At 61.6% G+C, this 23,073-nt stretch carries 16 protein-coding genes; 13 read left to right on the top strand and 3 right to left on the bottom strand.

Annotated elements, in window-relative coordinates; translation table 11 throughout:
* The first annotated feature begins 54 nt into the window (after positions 1 to 54).
* Entirely contained in the window at positions 55 to 10,374 is a 10,320-nt protein-coding gene (locus JG743_RS10155) for a LysM peptidoglycan-binding domain-containing protein (protein WP_202300066.1), read from the top strand.
* A gap of 12 nt (positions 10,375 to 10,386) precedes the next feature.
* On the opposite strand, the gene JG743_RS10160 is transcribed toward JG743_RS10155, so the two are convergent.
* Entirely contained in the window at positions 10,387 to 11,319 is a 933-nt protein-coding gene (locus JG743_RS10160) for a LysR family transcriptional regulator (RefSeq protein ID WP_202300067.1), read from the bottom strand.
* A 3-nt stretch (positions 11,320 to 11,322) separates the two neighbouring features.
* Positions 11,323 to 12,012 (bottom strand): L,D-transpeptidase, encoded by a 690-nt coding sequence (locus tag JG743_RS10165; RefSeq protein WP_342215710.1) that lies wholly within the window; start codon positions 12,010 to 12,012, stop codon positions 11,323 to 11,325.
* 270 nt (positions 12,013 to 12,282) lie between these two features.
* Here JG743_RS10165 and JG743_RS10170 point away from each other — a divergent pair, with 270 nt between their 5' ends.
* The 12 genes from JG743_RS10170 to JG743_RS10225 all read left to right on the top strand — a co-directional run bounded on the left by JG743_RS10170 (position 12,283) and on the right by JG743_RS10225 (position 21,303).
* Complete coding sequence (locus JG743_RS10170; protein ID WP_202300068.1) at positions 12,283 to 12,855, top strand: type III secretion protein; 573 nt, start codon at positions 12,283 to 12,285, stop codon at positions 12,853 to 12,855.
* An 18-nt stretch (positions 12,856 to 12,873) separates the two neighbouring features.
* A complete protein-coding gene (locus JG743_RS10175) occupies positions 12,874 to 13,500 on the top strand; it encodes a hypothetical protein (protein WP_202300069.1) in 627 nt (208 codons plus the stop codon).
* A gap of 16 nt (positions 13,501 to 13,516) precedes the next feature.
* Complete coding sequence (gene sctJ, locus JG743_RS10180) at positions 13,517 to 14,350, top strand: type III secretion system inner membrane ring lipoprotein SctJ (protein WP_274608528.1); 834 nt, start codon at positions 13,517 to 13,519, stop codon at positions 14,348 to 14,350.
* Entirely contained in the window at positions 14,347 to 14,964 is a 618-nt protein-coding gene (locus JG743_RS10185; RefSeq protein ID WP_210388521.1) for a SctK family type III secretion system sorting platform protein, read from the top strand. Before sctJ ends, JG743_RS10185 begins: the two co-directional genes overlap by 4 nt.
* Positions 14,965 to 14,968: 4 nt before the next feature.
* On the top strand, positions 14,969 to 15,586 hold the full coding sequence (gene sctL, locus JG743_RS10190) for a type III secretion system stator protein SctL (RefSeq protein ID WP_202300072.1): 618 nt from the start codon (positions 14,969 to 14,971) through the stop codon (positions 15,584 to 15,586).
* Entirely contained in the window at positions 15,583 to 16,941 is a 1,359-nt protein-coding gene (locus JG743_RS10195; protein ID WP_202300073.1) for a FliI/YscN family ATPase, read from the top strand. Before sctL ends, JG743_RS10195 begins: the two co-directional genes overlap by 4 nt.
* Entirely contained in the window at positions 16,928 to 17,416 is a 489-nt protein-coding gene (locus JG743_RS10200; RefSeq protein WP_202300074.1) for a hypothetical protein, read from the top strand. The genes JG743_RS10195 and JG743_RS10200 overlap by 14 nt, the downstream gene beginning before the upstream one ends.
* A gap of 20 nt (positions 17,417 to 17,436) precedes the next feature.
* Positions 17,437 to 18,552, top strand: coding sequence for a type III secretion system cytoplasmic ring protein SctQ (gene sctQ, locus JG743_RS10205; protein WP_202300075.1), 1,116 nt, complete (start codon positions 17,437 to 17,439; stop codon positions 18,550 to 18,552).
* Complete coding sequence (sctR, locus tag JG743_RS10210; RefSeq protein WP_202300076.1) at positions 18,545 to 19,198, top strand: type III secretion system export apparatus subunit SctR; 654 nt, start codon at positions 18,545 to 18,547, stop codon at positions 19,196 to 19,198. The genes sctQ and sctR overlap by 8 nt, the downstream gene beginning before the upstream one ends.
* 15 nt (positions 19,199 to 19,213) lie before the next feature.
* Positions 19,214 to 19,483, top strand: coding sequence for an EscS/YscS/HrcS family type III secretion system export apparatus protein (locus JG743_RS10215; RefSeq protein ID WP_202300077.1), 270 nt, complete (start codon positions 19,214 to 19,216; stop codon positions 19,481 to 19,483).
* Positions 19,484 to 19,492: 9 nt separating this feature from the next.
* Positions 19,493 to 20,308, top strand: a complete 816-nt coding sequence (gene sctT / locus JG743_RS10220; RefSeq protein WP_202300078.1) for a type III secretion system export apparatus subunit SctT — start codon at positions 19,493 to 19,495, stop codon at positions 20,306 to 20,308.
* 167 nt (positions 20,309 to 20,475) lie between these two features.
* On the top strand, positions 20,476 to 21,303 hold the full coding sequence (locus tag JG743_RS10225) for a D-glutamate cyclase family protein (protein WP_202300079.1): 828 nt from the start codon (positions 20,476 to 20,478) through the stop codon (positions 21,301 to 21,303).
* A gap of 436 nt (positions 21,304 to 21,739) precedes the next feature.
* Here the strand turns inward: JG743_RS10225 and JG743_RS10230 are convergent, their stop codons facing one another.
* Positions 21,740 to 23,023 carry an O-antigen ligase family protein gene (locus JG743_RS10230; protein WP_202300080.1) on the bottom strand — a complete coding sequence of 428 codons (1,284 nt, stop codon included), beginning with the start codon at positions 23,021 to 23,023 and terminating at the stop codon, positions 21,740 to 21,742.
* Positions 23,024 to 23,073: the final 50 nt, after the last annotated feature.

Consider the following 23,073-nt stretch of genomic DNA (forward strand, 5'->3'; position numbering starts at 1 on the left):
CGGGCGTGACGGCAGCCAGGCTGCCGGCAACGGTGATTTCCGGAGGTCGTCCAGATGGTTCGCCCGATAACGCTGAACAAGCCGCCCGTCCAGCCGCAAAAGGTCAACGCCTCGGCAAACGCCGCGCAGATAGCGCGGCTGGAGGCGCAGGCCGCGCAGCTTAGGGAACAGATCAGGCTCGCCAACAGAATGGGCGAGCGCGATTGGGCGGCACAGGCTCGCCAGGAACTGGCGCAGCTCAACACGCAACTGAGTTCGCTTCAGCCGCCGCCGGCAGCAGCTCAGGCGGCGCCGGGTGTCAACGTCGTGAACGCCAGCAATGGCACATCCGGCAACGGCACGACGGTGACGCCGGCTCTCTACATGCGGCCCGATCTCGGGGCACCCACGCTGACGCAGGTGAAACTTGACGGAAGCAAGCCCGAAGACAACTCCGCGGAAGCGACGACCGCCCGCAACATTGTCAACGATGTCACCGGCGGCAAGAGCATCGACCAGATTGCCTCTGCCCGGGGCATGACGCGCGAACAGGTTGTCGCCGCGCTCAGGTCCGGCGGGATGACTGTGTCGACCACCGATCCGACAAGCGGCAATGGCGACGTTCAGACGACGAAGATCACCGATGCCGGCGGCCGCACCGTCACGCAATATTACGACTACCAGCACGACAGCTACTATACGAGCATCCAGCAACAACCCAACGGCGCAGCAACCACCACGCCGGTCCGCGACGGGCTCGGACGCAAGGAAACCAGCAGCTACAATTCCGACACCGGCGCCATCACGACGCGCTATGAAGACGATCTCGGAACGGGCACCGTCACCGAGCGGACGTCGCTGCCCAACGGGGCTTCGGTGGAAACGGTGACACCGGGCGCCGGCCCGTCGCTTCCCGTCACCACCGTCACCGGTCCGGACGGCCGCAAGACTATACTGGCGGCCTCCCAGGATCCGGGCGGGGCAAGCACCGGGAAGATCAAGCAGGACCTTGCCGACGGAAAAAGCATCGAGCAGATCGCGCAGGAAAACGGCCTCACCAACGAACAGGTGATCGCCGAATTGCAGGCCGCCGGCTATCAGGTCAAAACGCAGCAGCCGACGAGCGACAATGGCGACGTGCAGTCGGTCGAAATCGTCGACCCGCACAGCGGCGACAAGACCGTCTACTCTCACGACTATCAGCACGACGCGCGCACCGTCACGACCACGGTCGACGGCAAGGAGACGTCGCACTCCGTCGATGGCAACGGCAAGACCCGCAGCAGTGTGCGCGACACCAAGACGGGCGAAACCACGACCACGATCGTCGATCCGAAGGCCGGAACCGAAACCAAGATCGTCACCGACAAGGACGGCCGAGTGACGACGACCACCACCGAGAAGATCAATGGCGGCAAACCTGTCGAGTACGAGGTCAAGCCGGGCGACAACCTGACCCTGATCGCGCGGAAATATGGCGTATCGCTGGATGATCTCAGACGGACGAATCCGGAGCTTTTCAGCTCGTCTCGCGACCCGGACGTCATCCACGCGGGCGAAAAGATCACCATCGAAAACGGTACGCGCACGACCGTAGAAATCACCTTCAACGGTTATACGCTGACCACCAAGCCCGATGGCAGCATGACGCTGCACAACGACACGACCGGCAGCGACCTGAAGATCGAGGTTGGCACGGCGCAGCAGGCGTTGGCCGAACTGCTGCTAGCGATCAACCCGCAGAGCAAAGATCCCGGACAGGCCAAGACCGACACGGTCCTGAAGACCATTCTGGAAGGTGTGCTCGGTGGGGCAAGTCCCGAGCTTGCCCAGGAAGTCGCAGACAAGCAGCAAGCCGTAAAGGACGCGATCAAGCAATATGGTGGCGGCAAGCCTGCGACGCCGAATCTCGACGGCAGCGCCACATCGGTTGGCGCGTTCGGCGAGCCGCCGTCGGCTACGGCTCCGTCAGGCGGCAAATGGGTGCCGCTGATGGTCGACGGGAGCTGGCAATGGTTCGACCCGAAAGTTGCGCAGGCGATCGCCGCCGAAAACGCTGTGATAGCGCGTCTCGGCGAAGCACAGGCAAAGCCTGAACAGAGCGGAGCCCAACTCGACGTCTATGCGCTGGATCCGGAATATAAGGGAGCCATGACGGGTGCCGAGACGACACTCGACAAGGTCTTGGCGCCTTATGGGCTGCAATGGCAGGCTCCCGAGCCGAAAGGCACGCTTGCAGACGCACAACAGCGGCTGACCACCGCCAACAACATGCTTCAAAGTGCCAGCACTGCCAGGGCTGAGTACGAGGAGGGCAAGAGGAGCCTCCTTGATGCAATAGGCAAGCAGGCAACGCTGCCGGTGCTCAGCGATCCAAGCAAGCCGTCCGTAGGGAAGCCCGGCGGGCCCACCAGCGAGGAAGTCAACCTGCAGGGCAAGGCTAAGCACGCCGAAGTCACGCAGCTCTTTATCAACGCGGCGCTGCACACTGCGCGAGGCAACAAGGCCACGATCGACCAGATGGTCGGTGTGACAGAGCTGGAGCTTGCCGAGGCCAAGCCAGGCAGCCCCGAGCATACCGAAATCAATGGTCGGCTCGAGGGCCTGAAAGGGCTGCAGGAGGCGGCAGCCAGCCAGGTGACCCTGGCTGAGGCGTATCAGGAATTTGGAGTTGCGCAAAAAAATGCGGCCGACCTTGCCGTGAAGGTCGAGCCGATCAAGCAAGCCTTGATCGCGCGAGCGATGCAGAGAAATCCGCACCATTTTGATTGGGACGGCTACACGAACGGTGCTGGCGAGAACACGGGCAAACTGAAATCGCAGGAAGTGATCGAGGAAAATGGACAGCTCTATCTCGTAAACACCTATGAGAATGATGTTTTCACCGATGAACACGGCAATGACACGCCAGTCCTGAAATATGCTCTGACGTACGATCTCGGCGACAAGAAAATCAGGGATGATTTTCGCAACGATCCGCTCAACAAGCAGTGGCAGGCGTTGTTGGCGTCGACGAAAACCTCGACGTCGGCGTCGGCTTCGGTCTGCACGCCCTATGGGACAGGTTCGCAATCGGCGCTGGCGGCGGCCAAATCCAAGATCATCGGCGTGCAGGTCGAGCGGCTCGACGCACAGCTGAAAGATGCGAAAACCAAGCTCGTCGACGCGACGACGGCGCGCGACAACGCGATAACCAAACATGGCGGGGGAACCGCCGAAGCCCCCACAGGCACGCTTCAACCAGGCGAGGCGCCGGTCAAGATCACCGTAAACGGCCGCGATCTTTGGGTCGCACCGGAGGTTGCCGCTGCCTACGAGAAGGAAGGAGCGGGCGCAATCGGTGCCAGTGGCAAGTCGGTCCGGATCGAGATGGATGGCCAGTGGCTTTGGGTACACCCCGAAGTGGCGGCCGCTGAAATCGACAGGGGTTTGGCAGAAACCGAGAAGTCTCAATTGGAGACCTGGGAAAAGGATGTCCGCCCTGCGATGGTGGCGGCGCGCGATTGGTACGGCTTCTATGCAAGCAACCCCAAGCTTCTGACATATGGCAATGAGGAGCATGAGGCGCGGCTCAAAGACACCTACTTCAAGGAGCATAAGGACCAGGCGCTGGCCAGCTACCAGGTTCAGTTCAAGCAGTTGTACGACAACGGGTTCACTGGCGAATACAAGCAATACAGGCCTGGCGAACTCAGCGGCGCGGTTGCCCGCGCGCTCGGTCTCGACGCATCGAGCGAGGGGGTCACGAAGGTTACCGAGGAGATCACCGATCGTGCCGGCGAAAACGCAGAGGTCAAGGTCGTGCCGATCTTCTCGCTCGATGGCGGGATGGAATCGTCGACGGCATTGTTCGCGATCAAGAACGACGGAAAGGAAATCGGCTATGTCGACAGCTCCGGCAAATACTACGGCAGCTTCGACGAATTCCAGCATGAGAACCGCATCTTCAGCCAGAGCGGCAAGCTGATCCTGGCCAAGGGCGGCGACATGAAACTTGGCGCCGACGGCTTCTCACTCGACGAAGTGGAGATCGCCGACGCACGCAAGGTGGATTTCTGGGACAAGGCCACCGACATCGGGCTTGGCATCGTGGCCGGCACCGCCACCATCGTCTCGTTCATTCCAGGCGGTCAATGGGCCATTCCTATCGCGATCACCTCCGGTGCGGCTCTTGGCGGCAAGACTCTCTACAAGGAAGGTGAGCACCTGCTTCAGGGCGGCGACTTCGATGGTCAATCGGCCTGGAATATCGCGACCGGAGTGACCGCGTTCCTGCCCGTAGGAGCCGGTGCCCTGCGCACGTTCGGCCTGGCAAGGGCCGGCTTGTCCACGTCCGAGGCGTTTGCAGGCGGGTTCGGGATGGCGCGCATGAGCGACGCCAGCTGGGGCATTGGCAAACTGCGCGTAAACGTAACGCAATCCTCTTATGCCGAACAGGCAGCGAGCTATCTGCAAAGCGGCAGCAAGCTGACTACCGCAGCCTGGGGCCTTGATGCCGGGGGCGTGGTCACCGGTATCCCGGTGCTTGCCAGATCGGCGGAGGATCTGGCAAGGCACGGCGGTGAAATGTCATTCGCCGAACTTGCGAACGCCATCATGGGCATCGGCACCGGCGCGGTCGGCACGGGCCTGGGCGGCCGCTCGCTGCTGTACAACATGCCGGGGGCGGCTGGTCCTCGGAGCGGCGACGCGACTCCCGCATCGGGCTTTCCACCGCCGGGCGGACCGGATTCGGGGCCGCGACCGCGGGCCGTCTACGAGATGGGCCAGGACGGTGTCTACAGGCCCACCGGCGAACAGGTCATGCCGGATCCGAATGAGATCGTTATCGACGGCGAGGTGATCAGCGAAGCCAGCGGCCAGCAGGAGCCCGGTTTCAGCGCTCGGGAGGGAGCCGGAAATCCAGTTGGTCAGCGCGCGCTGCCGGCCGGCGAGTCAGAGGGTCAGAACCAGCCGCCACCGACAGGCGACAAGAACGATCCATCAGGCAACAGTCAGCCGTCGCGGCCGATCGTTTTGCATGGGCCATTCGACGGCGCTGGAGGCGGTGATCCGACGATGCTGCCGGGCCGCGATCCAGATGGCTTGGCCGTGCGAAGCCCATCCAACCACACTGACGGCGATCCCATCATCGTGTCGAGCAAGCCGAGCGTGACAGACGCCCCCGTGCATCTCGTGTGGGATTCGAACACGCGCAGCTTCACCGGCACGCCTGAACGCGACACAAGCGGGTATGTCTACACCAGCGGCAAGGATCCAAAAGCACCCTCGGCCTATCTCGACGGCTTGACTGCCGAACAGCTCGTGACCCGATACGAGCAGGAGAAAAGCTACTATTCCAGCCGTGAGCTGGCCGAGCGCTATGGTCCGGCTGGCATTCCAGAAACGCCGCGGAGGACAGTGGACGAAAGCGCAGCTCCTGGCGCCAACCCACCGGCAGGCGTTATGCCGGCCAAACAGAAGAACTGGGGAGATTTCAGGATATCCGCGCTCGGACGAGTCCGGTTCAACTCCGATCCGTTAAACCTGGCTGTCCATTCGATCCCGGGTGTGCCTGAGGCATTCCAACTGGGATCGCCGACCTGGCGGTCCTACATGGTGGGCTTCGGGACACGCACCGATTATCGTGCCCTTTGGCAGTCATTTGCCGACAGCGTCAAATACCGGTCGCTCGAACCCGCACGCTATACTCTCGGCAAAGAACTGGGAATCTCCATTCGCCCAAACGAGCATCGCAATATCACGCTCGCCCAACTTGGCCTTAAGGTTCAGCGCCAGACTGCCTTTCAATTCAAAGGGCAGGATCTTCTCGACGCGGCCCGTCAAGGGCTGTTCGGCGACGCCTCAGACTCTGTCTTTACGGTGATGCCGCGTTCTGCCCGTGTTGAGGGTCCGACGGGGAATAAGGGTTGGGCCGTTGAGCTCACATTCGCCCTCGCCCTCCGCTCAAAGCGGGCGATTTTGAAGGACGGTGAAAGCGACTTTCTGCGTCAACCAGCTGACGGCAAAACAGAATTCTCAGAGTTCGACGGCGACGTTCCGTATCGAAAAGTTTATCTGGAGGACAAGTATTACCTGACGAGTTTGCTGAGTATCGAGAAGCGCTACGAAGTGGCGATGAACGCAACATTGCCCAAGGGAACGATCGTCAATTCAGAATTCGTCGACGCAAACAGGGGAGTGCTTGATCGCCTCCGATTGAGGGCCCAGTTCGTCGTGAAAGACAAGCACACGGCGGAGGCTCTTGCCGACAATCCTGACATGAGCACCATCCGAGAACTGGTGGCGTCGGGCGAAATCGATGCTCAGAAATCGATATTGTTCATTCCTGGCTCAGGAAGTGGAATGCGGCAATCTGCTGTTCCCGGATTGGCACTGGGAGAGACGATTGTCGATCTCACGGGAAAAAGTCGACGCGTGTGGGATGCCGGCGCAAGCCGGCTCGAGGTCATCGTCAACGAGGCATTCCACAAATTCCTGCCGAGTCCCGATCGCATTCTACTGCGCAAACTGCCTGCGCCCTACAATCATTATGTTCGCTCGGGCGGCCCGATCTATGTCAACCTTTTCGGCAAGCGTGAGGCTGTCGCGGCGACACTTGACGTCACGCTTGCGGTGCGGAGCCCGGCCCTCAAGTTGCACGTGCCCTCCGTCCCGTTCCTCCAATTGCCATTGGCCTTCACGGGCGAAATCAGGTTCTTTTACCGAACGAATTTGCCTGAGGTCGCCCCGATCGTCGCGAAAGCCGATTTCGTTAGACGTGGATTTACCTTCGACGACAAACTGCCTGTGGAAATAGCGGTTCCGCGCTGGCTGCATGAACTCGACCAGCGTGCCGACAGGGGAGGAGGTTTCGCATTTCCGAGAGGCGGCCGGGCGTCTTTCGCAAAATGGCTGGATGAACTCGAAACGACCGCGACACCCAGCCAGAAGGCCGACATTGAGGCGTTCCGCCAATCCACTTTGCTGTCACTCGAGGATGAGGCTTTCATTCCACCCGGCGCGATGAGCGCCGTCCGTGACTTCCTCGAGACACAGGCAAAACCAATAGAGATGCCTCCGCCGGAATTTACCTATCTGGCGCCATCCGACCAGCAGCAGCCGCTTGCGCGCTGGTATCAAGTGCATGGAGTTGCTCCTTCGCCTTCAACAAGGCCTCTTTGGTTTCGACGGCCAACGCCCCCGCCTGGGCAAGACGCGGCCGCCGGCGTCGCCAACGCGGCGTCGGCCGGGAAACCAGCTTCCGCCGAGACCGGCGCGGCGACCGAAGCCGGCGCGCGGAGAACCCTGCAGCTTCAGGACGAGAGCGGCAATGTGATCGTCGCCGAGATACTGGGCACCGGGCCGAGCAGCCCGGAACAGGTTTATGTGCCGCCGGCCGATGGACCAAAAGCGCGCGGCGACGAGCCGGAACTGATGCACAAGTCTCATATCCTGTTCCGGGACCCGGAAACGGGAGAAGCATACGTCCTGCCATGGGTGCGCGGTGCCTCCGAGGATCATGTGCCGGGCAGCCAGGGGCGGCCGGAGGGAGAAGCCGAGCCGTCGCAGGCAACTCCGGCCAGGAAGGCAATCGAGGCTGCGCCGCCGACGACCTATTCGCTGCAACAGGTCCGCAACATGCGGCAGCCTGAAAAATGGAAAGCCGGCGAGACTTACACACGCGAACTCAATGGGTCGCTTGGAGAGGCGCATTTCCCGGTCGCGGCCAATCCGACCGGCCCGCATCCCGTCTTCGGCGAGGGCGGGCGCTACGTGGATTCGCCTGTCTTCAAGAGCCAGGACGTGATCGAGGCCATCGAGGTCAAGACCTACCATCGCTGGACGACCATCAACGGTGTCGCCCAGATGCGCGAAGTGCCGCTGACGCCAAAACTGCAGGAGCAGATCAACAAGGATGTAGCGCTGCGCGACGAGAACCCGGCCTATCAGCCGCGCTGGGTTTTCCTCGATGCGCCGCCTTCCGCGGAATTGCAGCGGGCGCTCGATGACGCGGGGATTGTCGGCAACATCTTCGGACACAGCAAGCCCGCCACGGCAACACCGCAATCTCAACCGGCGTCGAACCAGGTCGCTGCGGGCCGAACCATCCGTCTCCAGGACAGGAATGGCGAGGTGATCGTCGCGGCAATGCTGGGCACGGAGCCGAGGAGCCCCGAACAGGTTTACGTGCCGCCTTCCGATGGACCGCGCGCCCCGGCCGATGCTCCGGAGGTGCAGGACAAGACGCATATACTGGTCTACGACCCCAACACGGGTGAAGCCGTCGTGCTGCCGTGGATACGTGGCGCTTCCGGTGGCCACGCGCTCACCAGAGATGGCGTCAGAGCGACTCCGCTTGACCAGGTGCCGGATCTCGCCATGGGCGATTTCCAGCCGAACCAGATTCCGTGGCTCAAGCGCGAGCAGGTGGCCGAGCTGACGAAACAGCAGTTCCGCGACATGGATCGGGCCGGCTTGCTGCCTTATCTGACCAAGGGCCAGCTGCGCGGTATTCCGAAGGCCAAGATAGGCTATGTCAACATCGCGGGCCTCGAGGCGAAACAGATTGCCTGGCTGACCGAGGGCCACGTCCGGAATATGACCGACCAGCAGTTCCGGGATCTCGGCAAGGCCGGTTTGACACCCCACCTGACGAAACCACAGGTGCGGGCGACCAAAGGAGAGATGGTCGAGTTCGTTGACATGTCGACATTGGAAGCGCGCCAGGTTCCGTGGTTCAAGCCCGGCCAGGTCGCGAAGTTCACGTCACAGCAATTCAAGGATCTGGGCGAGGCCGGATTGCTGAAGAACCTCACCGAGGCCCAGATTCGGGCGATCCCCGAAAGCATGATCGATTCCGTTGACGTGGCGAAGCTCGATCCCGGGCAACTGCCGTGGTTGACCGAGAAGCAGATCCCGGTGCTGACGCGCGATCAATGGGGTGCTTTCACGATCCACCACATCGAAGCCCTGACCAAGCCGCAGATCGAAGCGGCGACATCAAAACAGTTCGAGGAAATGAGCCCCGGCCAGTTCCGCAAGTTCACGCCTGAGCAGTTCGGGTGGATGAGCGGGGATCAGACGAACGCCCTCTCGGTGCTGCAACTGACGACCTATCGTGCCACCCACAAGAAGGCGATGTCGCCGGATCAGGCCACCAGTGTCGATCTGGCCCTCAGCCATGCCAGGATGCGCGAAAACGCCCAGGCACTTGCGACCTTTGGCGGCATGTCGACCACTTCCTACGTGTTGTGGAGTTCGTTGCCGCCAACCTGGAGCGCGACTGCCGGAGCGGTGGCATTTGGCGTGCGAGGCTTCGTTTTCGGCACGCAGGCGATCTTCCCCAACGCAACCGCTAATAACAAGCCGTTCGGGCGATTCCTCAACGCGCTCGGCGGGGCCACATTCATTGCCGCGGCGCCAGGTGCCGCGACCGGGCTGATCCAGGGCAAGGATCTTGTCGTCAACAGCACCTTCACGCTCGGCAACGTCGTCTATGGCACGAAGTCGATGCTGCAGTCGTTCACCGGCAGACCGGTGATCCGAAATGTGGCCGAACATCTGGCTGGACCCGGTTATGTGCTTGGCTGCGCCGTCTATACATTGCACTCCTGGCCGGCGCCGATCGCCACGGTCGCGGGCAGCTTGTTCACGTTCGGCTGCGCGGAATTCTGGGCATCGGCGATAAGGACGGACCGGATGAATCGCCGGTCAGTGCCGCGAACCGATGCCGATATCGCAGCGGCGGAAAAGTCCGACAAAAGATGGGGTGCGTGGGATCGGTGGACTCTGGGCATCACCTTCGGCGTTGGAATGCTTCTCTTCTCGCTGGACTCCCTGCTGGCGAAGCCTTGGGAGGGCGCGCCGACATCTCCACCCGATCCGAAAAAGCCGGGTGGGGATGCGTCGTCCCAGCAGCCCGATGATCCATCGGATGTTCCAGGCGGAACGCAAACCCGGCCCGAAGACTTCCCGCAGCTCGTGGTGTCGGCGGATGACGGGCTGAATCTGCGGACGGAGCCTGACGGCAATTCGAACGTGGTCACGGTCCTGCAGCCCGGCACGTTCGTCGAACAGACCGCGAAGCCTTCGATCGATCCGTCGGGAGAAGCCTGGATACCTGTCGAAGGTTTCGGACCGGACGGAAAAATGCATAGCGGCTGGGTTTCCGGCGACTATGTAGAGGTTCATCCCAACGGCAGCAGCAATGCCGAGGGCCGCACGAATCCGACGCTGGAGAAGGACGGCTATCAGTGGGTCGAGGTCAAGAGCGGCGACAGCATTCGCCTGATCGCCAGGACCCACTCAGCGGATGTAGCGGAGACGGTGGTGCTCAACATGGATCATATCCTGAGCCCGGATATGATCTTCTCGGGCGACCGCATCTATCTGCCGGTCACATCGGTCGGTTGAGAAACGGCCGGCCTAGCCTCCGGCGGCGTCCTCGGCCTTGCCGGTCCTCGCGGCATAGGCGTGTGCCACGCAGGCGGCCAGCTTTGCCGCCCGCTCGGCTATCGGATTGGAGGGTTCGGAAGAGTAGGAGGCGGTAAACTGCAAGTCGGACGGATGCCATTCGCAGTCGACGATGCGCAACTTGCCGCTAGCGGTGTAATCCTGGACGACTTCCTCGGGGAGGGAGGCTATGCCGATACCGTTGAGTGTCATCTTGATGGAAGCGGCCAGCGAATTGGCCGGAAAGATACGCGGCGTCTCTTCCAGTTCGCCGGTCAGCTTGCGGTAGAGTTCGCTGTACGGTCTGGTGGTGCGCGCATAGCTGATGATCGGAAATTGCATCAGATCAGCCAGGGTCAGCTTGCGTCGGTTCGGCAGTTTCAATTGCGGCGAGCAGACCCAGACGAGCGGAAAGGATGGCAGTTCCATATTCTCGATGCTGTATTCCAGAATAGGCCCCATCAGCACCGCAAGATCGAGCCGGTGGGACATGAGTTCGTTGCGCAGGGTGGTCGTCGCATCAACGACGATATCCGCATCGACAAGCGGGTAGTTTGCCTGCAATTCCTTCAGGAAATCCGGAAGCCATGTGTGCACGATGGTTTCGGCAACCCCGAGCCTCAGCACCCCTGCCGTCTCTGAAAGAGAGCTGGCCGCCAGTTGCAGCCGTTCTGCAACGCGCAGGACCCGCTGCGCGGGTGGCAGCAGCCGCTGTCCCTCGGCGGTCAGCCTGACGGTGCTGCTTTGCCGCTCGAACAGCTTGGCGCCCAGCGCTTCCTCCAGCCCGGCGATTCGGGTGGATACCGCCGGCTGCGTTGTGTTGAGGCGCTCCGCCGCCTTTCGAAAGCTTCCGAAAGTCGCCACTAGGAGAAAGGTTTCGAGCTGCTTGATGTTGAAAGGGATCACGAGTCAGTGCCGGACAATAATCTGGGCGCCGATCTTTACCCGGTCATATAGGTCGATAACGTCTTCATTGGTCATGCGGATGCATCCGGAGGAGTTGGCGTGTCCGACGGTCCATGGCTGGTTGGTGCCGTGGACGCGATAAAGCGTGTTGCCGATATGAGTGCGCGCGCGCCCAAGGGGTTGTTCGGCCCTCCCTCGACCCGCGAAGGCAGGAAGCGGCCTTTCGATGCTTCCCTGGATCGCATTTCTGCCGGCGGCCGCCAATCCGGCCAGTCCTTCTTGCTCGAAATGGAATCGCGACCGGACCACTCCAGCCCCTCCTTGCCAACGCCCACCGCGTATCGCAGTGCCTTGCCGTCCCCCAAGCATGTAGTAAAGGCGCCGCTCCGTGGTGTTGATCACGATCGAACCCTTTGGCTGAGCCTCGCTGAAATTCACGACCTGCCTGGGGATCACGGACCAAGCCGGCAGGGTTCCTTCGTCCGACGTCTGGTCGGGAGCCGAAGGGGAGACCAGCACATTTCTCGCCTGATCGTAAGTCCAACTTCTAGGGTCATAGCCGTCGTTCGATTGGGCCTGTGCCGACACTATGGCCGCAACCAATGCCGCAGCGGTCAAGCCCGCAGGCAGGATCTTGTTTGCCGCCACCGAGACCGATCCCTTTCTGCATCCTGGCGTTGAACCGGTGATCATGGACCAGTCTCAGCTGATTCCAGCGCGCACAATATCGCTTTGCTCACTGTTCGCAACATTTGGCACCGAATACACAGATACAATCCAATTGGACTTCCAATTTCACGGTGCGCACGATAGAGTGAATTGGCGGGTAAACCATGGGACAAGCGATGCGTGCCGTCGCTCGTGCGTCCCTTTGCGATAGGACTGACGTTGACGGGACGCGGTATCTGCCACGCGGATCGGTTGTCGGGAGCAAGGGCTGCCTTTGCCGCCTGCAGCCTTGCGATGGTCCTGGCGTTCGGCCTTGCCGTGCGGCCGGCCTGCGCTTCCGAACCACGCTGGCCTCCCGGCCCCTACAAATACATCACCGTCGACCAGTCGGTGACAGACGCGCTGGTCGAGCTTGGCCGCAACATGCGGGTGCCCATGCGTGTCAGCAAGCTTGTAAAGGGGCGCCTCAGCGCCGGCATGCCGGTGGGAACGGCCCGCGAGTTTCTGGAAGAGATTTGCAATCGATATGGGTTGGTTTGGTATTTCGACGGCATTGTCATGAACGTGGCAACCGAAGCCGAAATCCAGACGGAAATGATCCCGCTTGATGCAAACACGGCTGCCGGCGCCGAAGATCGGCTTTCGCGGCTGGGCGTCATCGATCCGAGGTTTCCGATCAAGGTTTCCAAGCAAGACGATGTCGTCTCGGTATCGGGGCCGCCCTCCTACATCGAACTGGTCAGGAAAACGCTCGGGGTTCCCGCGGCAACGGGCACGAAGCCGGAGCCGGGCAAGGTTGTTTCGGTCCGCGTTTTCCGCGGAAGGCAGGTGGAGGCGTATGACGTCCCCTCCACCAAGAAGAACTAGGGAACGGGAGGCAGGTTCATGCAGATCGCACCGATTGGAGCCCTGGAGGCTACGCTTGCAAACTTGACCACCAGCATAAGCTCGCAACAGCAGATGACCGCCGGTGCCGCAGCGCAGCCTGGCAACCGAATGCTCGGCGCCAAGCAGGAAAAGCACGACGCCGCGAAGGTCAACACGCCTGAGCGCAGCGATGGCGCCACACGCGCAGGCCAGCAAGTGGCGCAGGCATCATCCAACGCCAATCCAGCAATGGCCGGACAATTCTCCAATTCGGAAAGGACCGAGCCGATCGTCGAACACAAGCTCTTCGACTATCTGGCCGAGGTCGAGAAGGCTGGGGGCGGGGTGTTCACGGATCCGTCGGCTCTTTTCGGTTCTGCCGTTCATTCGCTCGAAGGAACCATGCAGCAGGTCCAGAAAGCCCTCGGCCAGGCGAACGCCCCCGTGAATGCTGAAACGGCCGCCACGCAGAATGCCGCCGACAAGACGTCAGGCAAAGATGGCGAAGACGCCCCGGCAAAGAACGCCGAGCAACTTCTCGAACGGTCGATTTCGGTGATGTGGGCGGCAGCCAATCTCGAAGTTGTGACGAGCAGCGTGACGGCCGTCACGTCGTCCACCAGCACGCTGATCAAGCAACAGTAGGCGCCGCGGAGTGTTCGTGCCCAGATTAGCCTCGCCGCGGCGGTCAACGCGATTGAGCCGATGCGGCGCCCGGTGCCGCGTCGCGCTCGTTGTCATGGGTATGCTTGTGCTCCAGGCCTGCTCGGTGGAGCTATATTCCAACCTCAACCAGCAGCAGGCCAACGAGATCGTGGCCACGCTGATGCGTCGCGGGATTCCGGCCCAGCGCGAAGCTGGAAAGGACGGCAAGATGACGGTTTCCGTGCAGAAGGGCCGTTTTGCCGAAGCCATGGCGATCCTCGACGAAAGCGGCTTGCCCAAGCAGGAATTCCAGACGCTCGGCGAGGTGTTCAAGAGAGATGGGCTTGTGTCCTCGCCAGTGGAGGAGCGGGCGACGATGATCTATGGGTTGAGCCAGGAGCTTTCGCAGACGATCTCGGACATCGACGGCGTGCTTTCCGCGCGCGTTCATCTCGTCCTGCCCGAAAACGATCCGCTGAGACAGCAACTGGTGCCGTCGTCCGCCTCCGTCTTCATCCGGCATCGCGCATCCGTTCCGATGAATGAGCTGATCCCGCAGGTGAAGATGCTGGTGTCCAAGGGTATCGCCGGACTGACCTACGATAACGTTTCAGTGACCCTCATTCCGGTCGCCGCGACGGCCCCCGAGCAGGAAACCGGCGAGGCAGGTTTCACGACCTTCCTCGGCCTCTGGCTGCATCCGGATAGCGTCGCCGCCGCGATGTGGCTGTTCTACGGCATGGCGGCGGCCATCCTCGCGCTGGCTGCCCGGCTGGCCTATGTCCAGTGGTATCGACGGCCCGATGTCTATGCGCTCGACGCTTCGGCAATGCCGGTGAAGAAGACATGACCCAGACCGGCTCGGAGCAGGCTGTCAGCCCGGAATGGCAGGCGTTCATCTCCAACCCCGCATCCTATGCGGATGCGGCCCGGTTGGCGGAATGCTTTGACGGCACGATCAGCGAGGCCGCCTGCGAGCGCATGCTGCACTCGGCGCGCCTGCATCAGCGATTGTCAAAGGTTCTGCTGGAGCGTTACCGGCTCTCTTGCGCGGTCGATGAGCCGGCCGACGAGGTGGATCGAGCGATCGCCTTGGCGTCGAGCGAGGCGTTGGAGGAACTCGCGCTTCGTTCGGGCGCGATCTACTGGGCCGGAAACCTGGCCGCTGTCATTGACGGACGCGAGGCCGATGCGTTGCAGGCAGCACTTGGCGCCGATCTCTGCACGTTCGCGGTCGCCAACCGCGATCTGGCCGGTCCAATGCAACCATTGGAGCCCATGGATGACATGCGTTCGCGTGTCTATGCCGACGGCCTGGCTTGTCTTGGCGCGTGGTGCAAGGCGATGCCTGGCGAGATGAGCATACGGGTTCGCCTCAAGCTGATGCCGCACGAGCTTGTCGACCAGACGGCTGAGCCGTTTGCCGAAGCCGGTCCGGCGATTGTCCGGCGAGCGATGGGCTAGCGCGATGGTCGAACCGGGCACTGCGACCACTGACACGCCAAGGCGCCCTTATGCCCGCATCCTGCGCGCCGCAGAGGCACGCGCCTGGCAAGATGGACACGCCTTTCTCGACGAGGCGAGGCGTGATGCCCAGCAGCTGCGCGACGCCGCCCGGCGAGCCTACGCGGCCGAATATGCGCAGGGTTATGAAGACGGCAAGGCGCAAGGCGATGCGGATGCCACGCGGCTGGTAAGCGAAACAACAGTCAAGGTGGATCGCTATCTTGGTGGGCTGGAAGCCGAAGTCATCAGCCTTGCCCTCGACGTCGTCAGGCGAATGCTGGGAGAATTCGACGTCAGCATGCTTGTTGCCAAGGCGGCGAGGCAGGCCGTAGCAGAAATTCGCCGGGCCAAATATCTGAAGGTCCGGGTGCATCCAGCTTCCGTCGACAGGGTTCGCGATCAACTGGACGCGGTCTTGCGCGAGAGCGATCTGGGCATGACTGTCGAGATCGACGCGGACGATGCGCTGGCGGCGGGAGCCTGCATCGTTTCGACGGACTTTGCGGTGGTCGATGCAAGCGTCGACGCGCAGCTGAATGCCATAGCGGCCGCGATTTCGGCGAAGGCCAAGGTTCCATGACGGCGCCCGTTGCTGACATCGAAAGCCGTCTGGCATCCATCATTCCGAACCTGCGTTCCGGTCTCCGCGACGATGCCAGCCGGCCGAGGAAGGGGCGAGTGCGGCGGGTTACCGGCACGGTCATACACGCGACCGTGGAGGAGGCCCGGATCGGCGAGATATGCGAACTGGTCGACCCCAGGACCGGCAAGACGACCAAGGCGGAGGTCGTCGGTCTCATGGACGAGATGGCGATCCTTGTCCCACTTGGCGATCTGACCGGTCTATCGAGCCTGACCGAGGTCGTTGCGACCGGAAAGGAGCAGTTGGTGCCCGTCGGTCCTGGCCTTCTGGGTCGGGTGATCAGCGCGCTCGGCGAGCCATTGGACGGCAAGCCGCTCTCGCCGGATGGCATTGTCGGCAGCTATCCGGTCAATGCCTATCCGCCGTCTCCGCTCGAGCGCAGTTTGATTTCCGAGCCGATCCAGCTCGGAATCCGCGCCCTCGATGGGTTGCTCACTTGCGCGCGCGGACAGCGCGTCGGCATTTTCGGCGAACCCGGCGTCGGCAAGTCGATCCTGCTTTCCGACATCGTCAGCGGCACCGATGCCGATGTTGCCGTGGTCGCCCTTGTCGGCGAGCGCGGGCGCGAGGTGCGGGAATTCCTCGAGCATCAGCTCGGACCGGAAGGGCGGCAGCGGGCAATCGTCGTCGTCGCGACCTCCGACCGGCCTGCCATCGAGCGCGTCAAGGCCGCCTATGTGGCGACCAGCATTGCCGAATATTTTCGCGACCAGGGCAAGCACGTGCTGCTTGCGATGGACAACATAACCAGGTTTGCCCGAGCGCAGCGCGAGATCGGCCTGGCCTCGGGCGAGCCACCGACGCGTCGCGGTTTTCCGTCTTCGCTGTTCGCGGTCTTGCCGCGTCTGCTCGAGCGCTCCGGCCCCGGCCGCGTCGGTTCCATCACCAGCCTCTACAGCGTTCTTCTGGAAGGCGACGGCACGCTGGATCCGGTCGCCGAGGAAATTCAGGCGCTTCTCGATGGCCACGTTTTCCTGTCGAACGAACTTGCGCAGCGCAACCATTTCCCCGCCATCGACATCCTGCGCAGCCGAAGCCGCCTGATGGATGCGGTTGTGCCGTCCGCACATCGGGCTGACGCCAGCCGCCTGCGCGAGCTGCTTGCCCGCTACGCCGACATCGAACTCCTCCTGCGCGTCGGTGAGTATGAAAAGGGCAGCGATGCTGTGGCCGATGAGGCGGTGATGAAGATCGACGCCATCAACGCCTTCCTGCGCCAGGCATCAGCTACGCACGAGAGCATCGAGAAAACACGTCAACGCATGCGGGAGATCGTCCATGAAGGAGCGTGACACGATCGCTCTATTGCGCGACCTCAGGCACCGCCGTGAAGAGCGCGCAAAGGAAGAGGTGATCCGAAGACACGCTGCCGCGCACCGGGCCTCACGTGAGGGTCAGGATGCGGCCGCCGCGGTCACGGAGCACCTCCAGCGCATGCTCGACGCCGAAGATGCAGCCTTCGGTGCGCTGGTCGGACAGCCTGTAAAAGCGGCCAGCCTCTACCGGCTTCAGGGGCGGTTCGAAATCGCCGCCAGAAGAACCGAGCAGTTGCGGGAAAACGAGAAGATGGCCGGTGTCGCCAAGCAGCGACGGAAGGTGGAGTTGTCGGCGGCCCGCAAGGATCATCGCGCGAGCATGAAGGCCGTGACGAAGCTGGACGGGCTGCTCGAGCATCTGACCAAACGCACGGCGCGGCGTCGCCTGGCGCTTGCCGAGCTTTCCGAGGAAGAGGAGCGCGGCCCACCGCGCTCGCCCCCGGAACGATAACCCAATCCGTGACCGTGACTATGGATGCGATGCCTCAAGCCTCCGCCTCGGCAAAAACGAAAGCGCGGGTAAAACCAGCGAAACGCGCGGCCACACGGTCAAGCGCTGGCGAGCGGTTGAAATTGGAATCCGTATCGTCCGCGGACGTTGGGGCATTGAACGCCTTCTACCGCCGCCGTGCTCCCGCCGAGATCACGATTGCCGGGAAGGCGATGGCGATCGCGGCCGTCTGGCCGGAGCCGAACCCTGAGGGCCGGCGGCTGTGGACCATTGCGTTCACGGTCGGAGACAGTGCGGGCAAATTGCGCCTGCCGCTTTCCGTTGTCGAACGGGGTCTCGCCAAGGTGGATGAACTGGCTGACATGAAACGGCTGGCGCCCGCTCACGCCGCACTGCTGTTGGAGGCAGCGTTCGAAGACGTTCTCGAATGGACCGAGGGTAAGCTGGATGAGAGGATCGCGATCACCTCGGTCGAACCGGCAGATACCATTTCGGGCGAACCCCCATTCGCCTTTGTCCTGACCGGCGAGGACGAAACGATAGACTGCGTCTTGAACACGAACGACGCCGGCCTTGCGGTGCGGATCGGCCGCCTGCTCGACGAGATCGGCAAAGCAAGGCCGCCGATCCCGGCGGAATTTCCGCTGCCGGTCTGCCTCCGGCGTGGCGCGCTTACGATCACCCTCGGCGAGCTTCGAAGCCTGCAGGCTGACGATGTGGTGCTTTTCCAGGATGCGGAAGAAGAACGCATGGCGGCACTTATCATTGCCGAGCACCTCTATGCGCCGGTGGCCCTGACTGAAGGCGGGCCGCAATTGCTTGCCGCGCCGACTGCAATCGCTGGATCGAATTGGGAGTGGAGCATGAACCAGAACACGCCGCCGCCGGCCGGCCAGACTTTGGAAGAATCGACCCTGGACGAGCTGCCGGTCGCTCTCGCCTTCGAGATCGGCCGCACGGCAATGCCTCTGGGCGAAGTGAGGCAGCTCGCGCCCGGCGCTGTCGTTGCGCTCGCCGAGGTAACGGAGGCGACTGTCGACATCATCGCCAACGGCAGGCGTGTCGGCCGCGGCGAGATCGTGCGGATCGCGGAAAGCCTGGGCGTGCGGATCGTCCGTATGTTCGACAATGCTTGACAATTCGGCGAACCTGCTCGGTATTCTCATCGCCGTCGGCGTCGTCGGGTTGCTGCCGCTGGCGGTCGTCACGATGACCGGCTTCCTGAAGATTTCGGTCGTGCTGTTTCTCATCCGCAACGCGCTCGGCGTCCAGCAGATGCCGCCCAATCTGGTGCTCTACGGCATAGCGCTCGTGCTTACGGTCTATGTCACCACGCCGTTGCTGAGCGAGATGTCGGGCCGGCTTCAGGAAGGGCAGGTTCAGTTCCAGACCACGGACGACCTCGCCAGGGCGGCGCAACTGGTCAGGGAACCATTGCAGCGACACCTCATGAAATTCACGCAGCCGCAAGAGCGGCAGTTCTTTCTCGATGGAACGACCCGCCTGTGGCCGGAACAGGCGCGGCAGAACCTCAAGGACGACGATCTGTCGATCCTCGTTCCCGCCTTTGTCGCCTCCGAGCTTACCCGAGCCTTCGAGATCGGCTTCCTGCTTTATCTCCCTTTCCTCATCATCGACATTGTTGTCGCCAACGTCCTGATGACGCTCGGCATGATCATGGTCTCGCCGGTCCTCATTTCGATCCCGCTGAAACTGTTCCTTTTCGTAGCCATCGACGGCTGGTCGCGGCTGATGCATGGCCTCATCCTTAGTTACGGTTGATGCTGGGGGTTTTGCATGAGCAATGACTTCATCCTGGCCAAGGTCCAAAGCGCGCTTCTGACGGTGCTGTTCGCGTCCAGTCCGGCGATCATTGCGGCGCTGGCCGTCGGCATCCTTGTCGGCCTTGCCCAGGCGCTGACGCAGATCCAGGATCAGTCGCTGCCGCAGACGATCAAGCTGGTCGTGATCCTGCTGGTCATCATGGTCTTCGGCCCGCTGCTTGGCCAGCAGATCGCGCAGCAGGCCTCGACGGCGCTGGACGAGTTCCCCATCGTCACGCGTTGAGGCACGCGGATGCCGGTCGAACCACTCTTCACATCGGTCAAAGAGCTTCAGTTCTATCTTCTGGCGGGCGCTTTCGCGCTCGCACGCATGACCGGTTTCATGCTGCTGATGCCACTCTTTTCGCGCGTGCCGCTGTCCGGGCTTCTGCGCAACGGCGTGGCACTAGCGTTGGCGGTTCCGGTCTTTCCGATGATCGTGAGCAAGCTGACGAGCACCGACATCACGACGACGATGATCGTGCTGTACATGCTTAAGGAGGTCGTGGTCGGGGTAACGCTCGGGCTGGCAATGGGCATACCGTTCTGGGCGGCGGAGGCCGCGGGCGACATATTGGACCTGCAGCGCGGTTCCACGATGGGGACGTTGATCGATCCGATGATGACGCATGAGACGAGCGCCACCGGCACCTTGCTCGCCGTCATCATGGTTACGCTCTATTTGGCGGCCGGTGGCCTGCAACTTTCCCTGACCAGCCTCTACGACAGCTACGGCCTTTGGCCGATCGACCAACTTCTGCCCGTGTTCAGCAAGGATGCAGCCGAAATCTTCCTCGGTCTGCTGAACCGCATCCTGATGATGGCGCTGACCCTTGTCTTCCCGCTCGTCATCAGCATGCTCTTGTCGGACATCGTGCTGGCTTTCCTGGCGCGCGCCTCGCCTCACCTGAATGTCTTTGCGCTTTCGCTGGTCGCAAAGACTCTGGTCTTCAGCCTCGTCTTCGTCCTCTACGCGGCTTTCCTGCTCTTCTACATGAACCGCGACCTCGGCTTTCTGCACGAGGCAGGTCGCCAGATAGAAGCGATAGGTTGCCGCTCATGCCAATGACCAAAAGCTTTATTCGCAAACGCTAATGATAACGGCAGTCTCTATTGGCCGACCAATAAATACAATTTATCGTTGATGAAAGATTCTGACAATTTGACAAGCGGGCGACCCGCCGATGATCTTACGCCCTCCCGACATGCCTGTAAAAATGCATACTCTCGAAGGCCATGGCTCGCCAGACCACCGCATTGATCTATGACAATTTACGACTGGTCGATGCGGATAAGCTGCGCAGGCTGGTTAGAACGGGCGCCTATGAAGGGTACACAGGAGGGCTTGCGGGCGGCAAGCTGCAGGCCAATGTGGTGATTGTGCCCCGCAGGTTTGCCGGCGATTTCCATCAGTTTTGCGTCCGCAATCCTAAACCCTGTCCTTTGGTGGGCGTGAGCCGTGCCGGCAGCCCATTGCTTCCAGCCCTGGGTGACATCGATATCCGAACCGATGCGCCGCAATATAACATCTACTGCTTCGGGGAAGTGATCCGCCGGAAAACGGACATCATCGACCTGTGGCGGGATGATTTTGCCGCTTTCGCGCTCGGCAGTTCGCTTACCGTCGAAGCCGCCCTTGCCGGGAAGGGCATCAAACTCCGCAGCATCGGTAGTGGCAAAGCCTTGCCCAAATTCCGGACCAGGATCGAGACGCACGGCGTCGGACCCTTTGGTGGTGAAATGGTCGTCTCCATGCGCCCAATAAGGCGTTGCGACGTCGACAAGGTTCGCGTCCTCACCGCACGCTTCCCGCATGCCCACGGCTCTCCTATCCATGTCGGGGATCCATCGATCATTGGAATAAGAGATTTGATGGCTCCCGACTGGGGAGATGCGGTCGAAATCATGGAGGGGGAGGTCCCGGTCTTTTGGGCCAGCAGCCTGACCGCCCAAGACGCGCTTGCTCGTGCCGAACTAGCGATCTCGATTACGGTGTCGCCGGGACACATGCTGATCACCGACCTGGATGCACGAGCGGATGCGGGTGCTTTCAAGGTCTACTAAGTCGAGCAGTTGCCGTTTAACGCGCGCAAGCCGTATTGCTTCCGAGAGGAGGGTTCATTCCTCCACTTGGTTTATGGGTTCGCCAGACCATACGAGAACATACGACGGATATGGGTTGGCGAACCGGCCGCTAATCCTTGAGTTTCTATTGAAAGTGCTGTCCCTCCGCGACTAACACAATCGCTATTCGCCAACGGGTTACGAGGCGGTTCGCCAAAGTTGATTCAAGAAGCTGGTCCAGCCGCTCGCCGACCGCATTTATCTTCTACGGAATGGCAGCTTTGCGCCTGATGTCGGCCGTACAGTCTGGAGTTGGCGTTTCCTGAAAGTGAACATTGCTTACGCTGACGGCTGAGGGTGCCGGAGCACTAGAAGCGGAGGTTCTTTGGAAAATGTCCGGAGTCTGGGGAACACGCAGCTGCACACCAGGACTTGGTCACTCGAAGAATCCAACCTGTGAGGAGCTTTTCACGATCGGTGACACCGTTCGCCCGCACGCCAGATATGTTCCGCAAACCAGGAATACCATCAGCGTCGAATCGAGAATGTCATGGCCGACAAGGATGCCGGTCAGGCCGCCTATGACATAGATGATGACGGTGACGACGATCATGGTCGCACCGAACCGCTCTACTGGATCGGCGCTGCGGCGCAGGACCCTTGCTGCGTTCCAGACCGCCACGCCGAAGATTGCCGCGAGAGCCAGAACCCCAAGCAACCCGGCCTCGACAAGAGCGGTCAAAAAGCCGTTGTGAAAGTGATTGAAACCTTGGTTCGTCCCAAATCGCTCCTTAAACCCCTGCTGTGCAAGCGCCCGGCCGGCGGCAATGCCGTGGCCGAAAAATGGGGCTTCGCGAAATGCATCGAGACCTATGTCCCAGAGTCCAACCCGCAATCCGAGTGGAGTGGAATGATCGCCTATGGTGCTGAGGGCCTCCCAGTCATCGAAAAGAAAATGAGTACGATCCACGATGATCGGAGACGTAATTGCAGCTGTTAACAAGCCGGAAGCGCCCGCTACTACCAGCAGCCGCCTCATATTCGCTCGAGTGAACCTCTGGCGATTGACCACGAGGATGGCGACAACGGCAATCAACAAGGCCACCCAAACCATACGCGAGCCCGAGTAAACGGTCGCTACGACGCCGGCGAGTGCGGCGACAGTCAGTGGCCTCCAAGCCTTCTCTGTTCCAGACAGAGCGCCCGAAAGGCACATCATCACGGCGAGACATGTGACCGTCGCGAACACGATCGGATTTCCAGCCCCCCCTTCGGCCCTGAGCATCCCGAACCAGTAATATTGGACAATGGCCAGGACCAGCGCACCGCAGCAGGCCGCGGCGCTCGCAAGCACGGCAATGCGCGCAAGGGTAGCCTTATCGATGATGCTCCAGGTCGAATAGGAGATCGGGAAGAACAGCAAGGTGATCAGCGGCAGGAAATGCGCGACGTCAGCCCGCAGCGTACCGTTGACGATCGAGGCCAGAACCGTAGCCGCACAGTAGGCATAGATCGCAATGGTCATGGCAAGCATCGGACGGTCGATGTTGAGGCACCGCCGCCTGGTGGCCAGCAGCAGAACCGACCAGACTGCGCCGCCATGAAACACGAAGCTCACCACCGATCCCAGCACAGGCGGCGAAAAGAAACAGAGGATAGAGAAGTAGATGATGACCTGCGCGGGTGTGAGATGCCGCCGGAGCGAAATAAACGCGTTCAATGCCTTGCTTCGCAATCTTGCGGATTGTGCGCGTATCGTTCGATCGGCGC

It is taken from the genome of Mesorhizobium sp. 131-2-1, from assembly GCF_016756535.1.
In the GTDB taxonomy this organism is placed as follows: Bacteria; Pseudomonadota; Alphaproteobacteria; order Rhizobiales; family Rhizobiaceae; genus Mesorhizobium.

Excerpts from the sequence above, each read along its gene's own strand:
- JG743_RS10155 (WP_202300066.1), top strand. The coding sequence starts at position 55 with ATGGTTCGCCCGATAACGCTGAACAAGCCGCCCGTCCAGCCGCAAAAG.
- JG743_RS10165 (WP_342215710.1), bottom strand. The coding sequence starts at position 12,012 with ATGATCACCGGTTCAACGCCAGGATGCAGAAAGGGATCGGTCTCGGTG.
- JG743_RS10170 (WP_202300068.1), top strand. The coding sequence starts at position 12,283 with ATGGTCCTGGCGTTCGGCCTTGCCGTGCGGCCGGCCTGCGCTTCCGAA.
- JG743_RS10175 (WP_202300069.1), top strand. The coding sequence starts at position 12,874 with ATGCAGATCGCACCGATTGGAGCCCTGGAGGCTACGCTTGCAAACTTG.
- JG743_RS10185 (WP_210388521.1), top strand. The coding sequence starts at position 14,347 with ATGACCCAGACCGGCTCGGAGCAGGCTGTCAGCCCGGAATGGCAGGCG.
- sctL (WP_202300072.1), top strand. The coding sequence starts at position 14,969 with ATGGTCGAACCGGGCACTGCGACCACTGACACGCCAAGGCGCCCTTAT.
- JG743_RS10195 (WP_202300073.1), top strand. The coding sequence starts at position 15,583 with ATGACGGCGCCCGTTGCTGACATCGAAAGCCGTCTGGCATCCATCATT.
- JG743_RS10200 (WP_202300074.1), top strand. The coding sequence starts at position 16,928 with ATGAAGGAGCGTGACACGATCGCTCTATTGCGCGACCTCAGGCACCGC.
- sctQ (WP_202300075.1), top strand. The coding sequence starts at position 17,437 with ATGGATGCGATGCCTCAAGCCTCCGCCTCGGCAAAAACGAAAGCGCGG.
- sctR (WP_202300076.1), top strand. The coding sequence starts at position 18,545 with ATGCTTGACAATTCGGCGAACCTGCTCGGTATTCTCATCGCCGTCGGC.
- JG743_RS10215 (WP_202300077.1), top strand. The coding sequence starts at position 19,214 with ATGAGCAATGACTTCATCCTGGCCAAGGTCCAAAGCGCGCTTCTGACG.
- sctT (WP_202300078.1), top strand. The coding sequence starts at position 19,493 with ATGCCGGTCGAACCACTCTTCACATCGGTCAAAGAGCTTCAGTTCTAT.
- JG743_RS10225 (WP_202300079.1), top strand. The coding sequence starts at position 20,476 with ATGGCTCGCCAGACCACCGCATTGATCTATGACAATTTACGACTGGTC.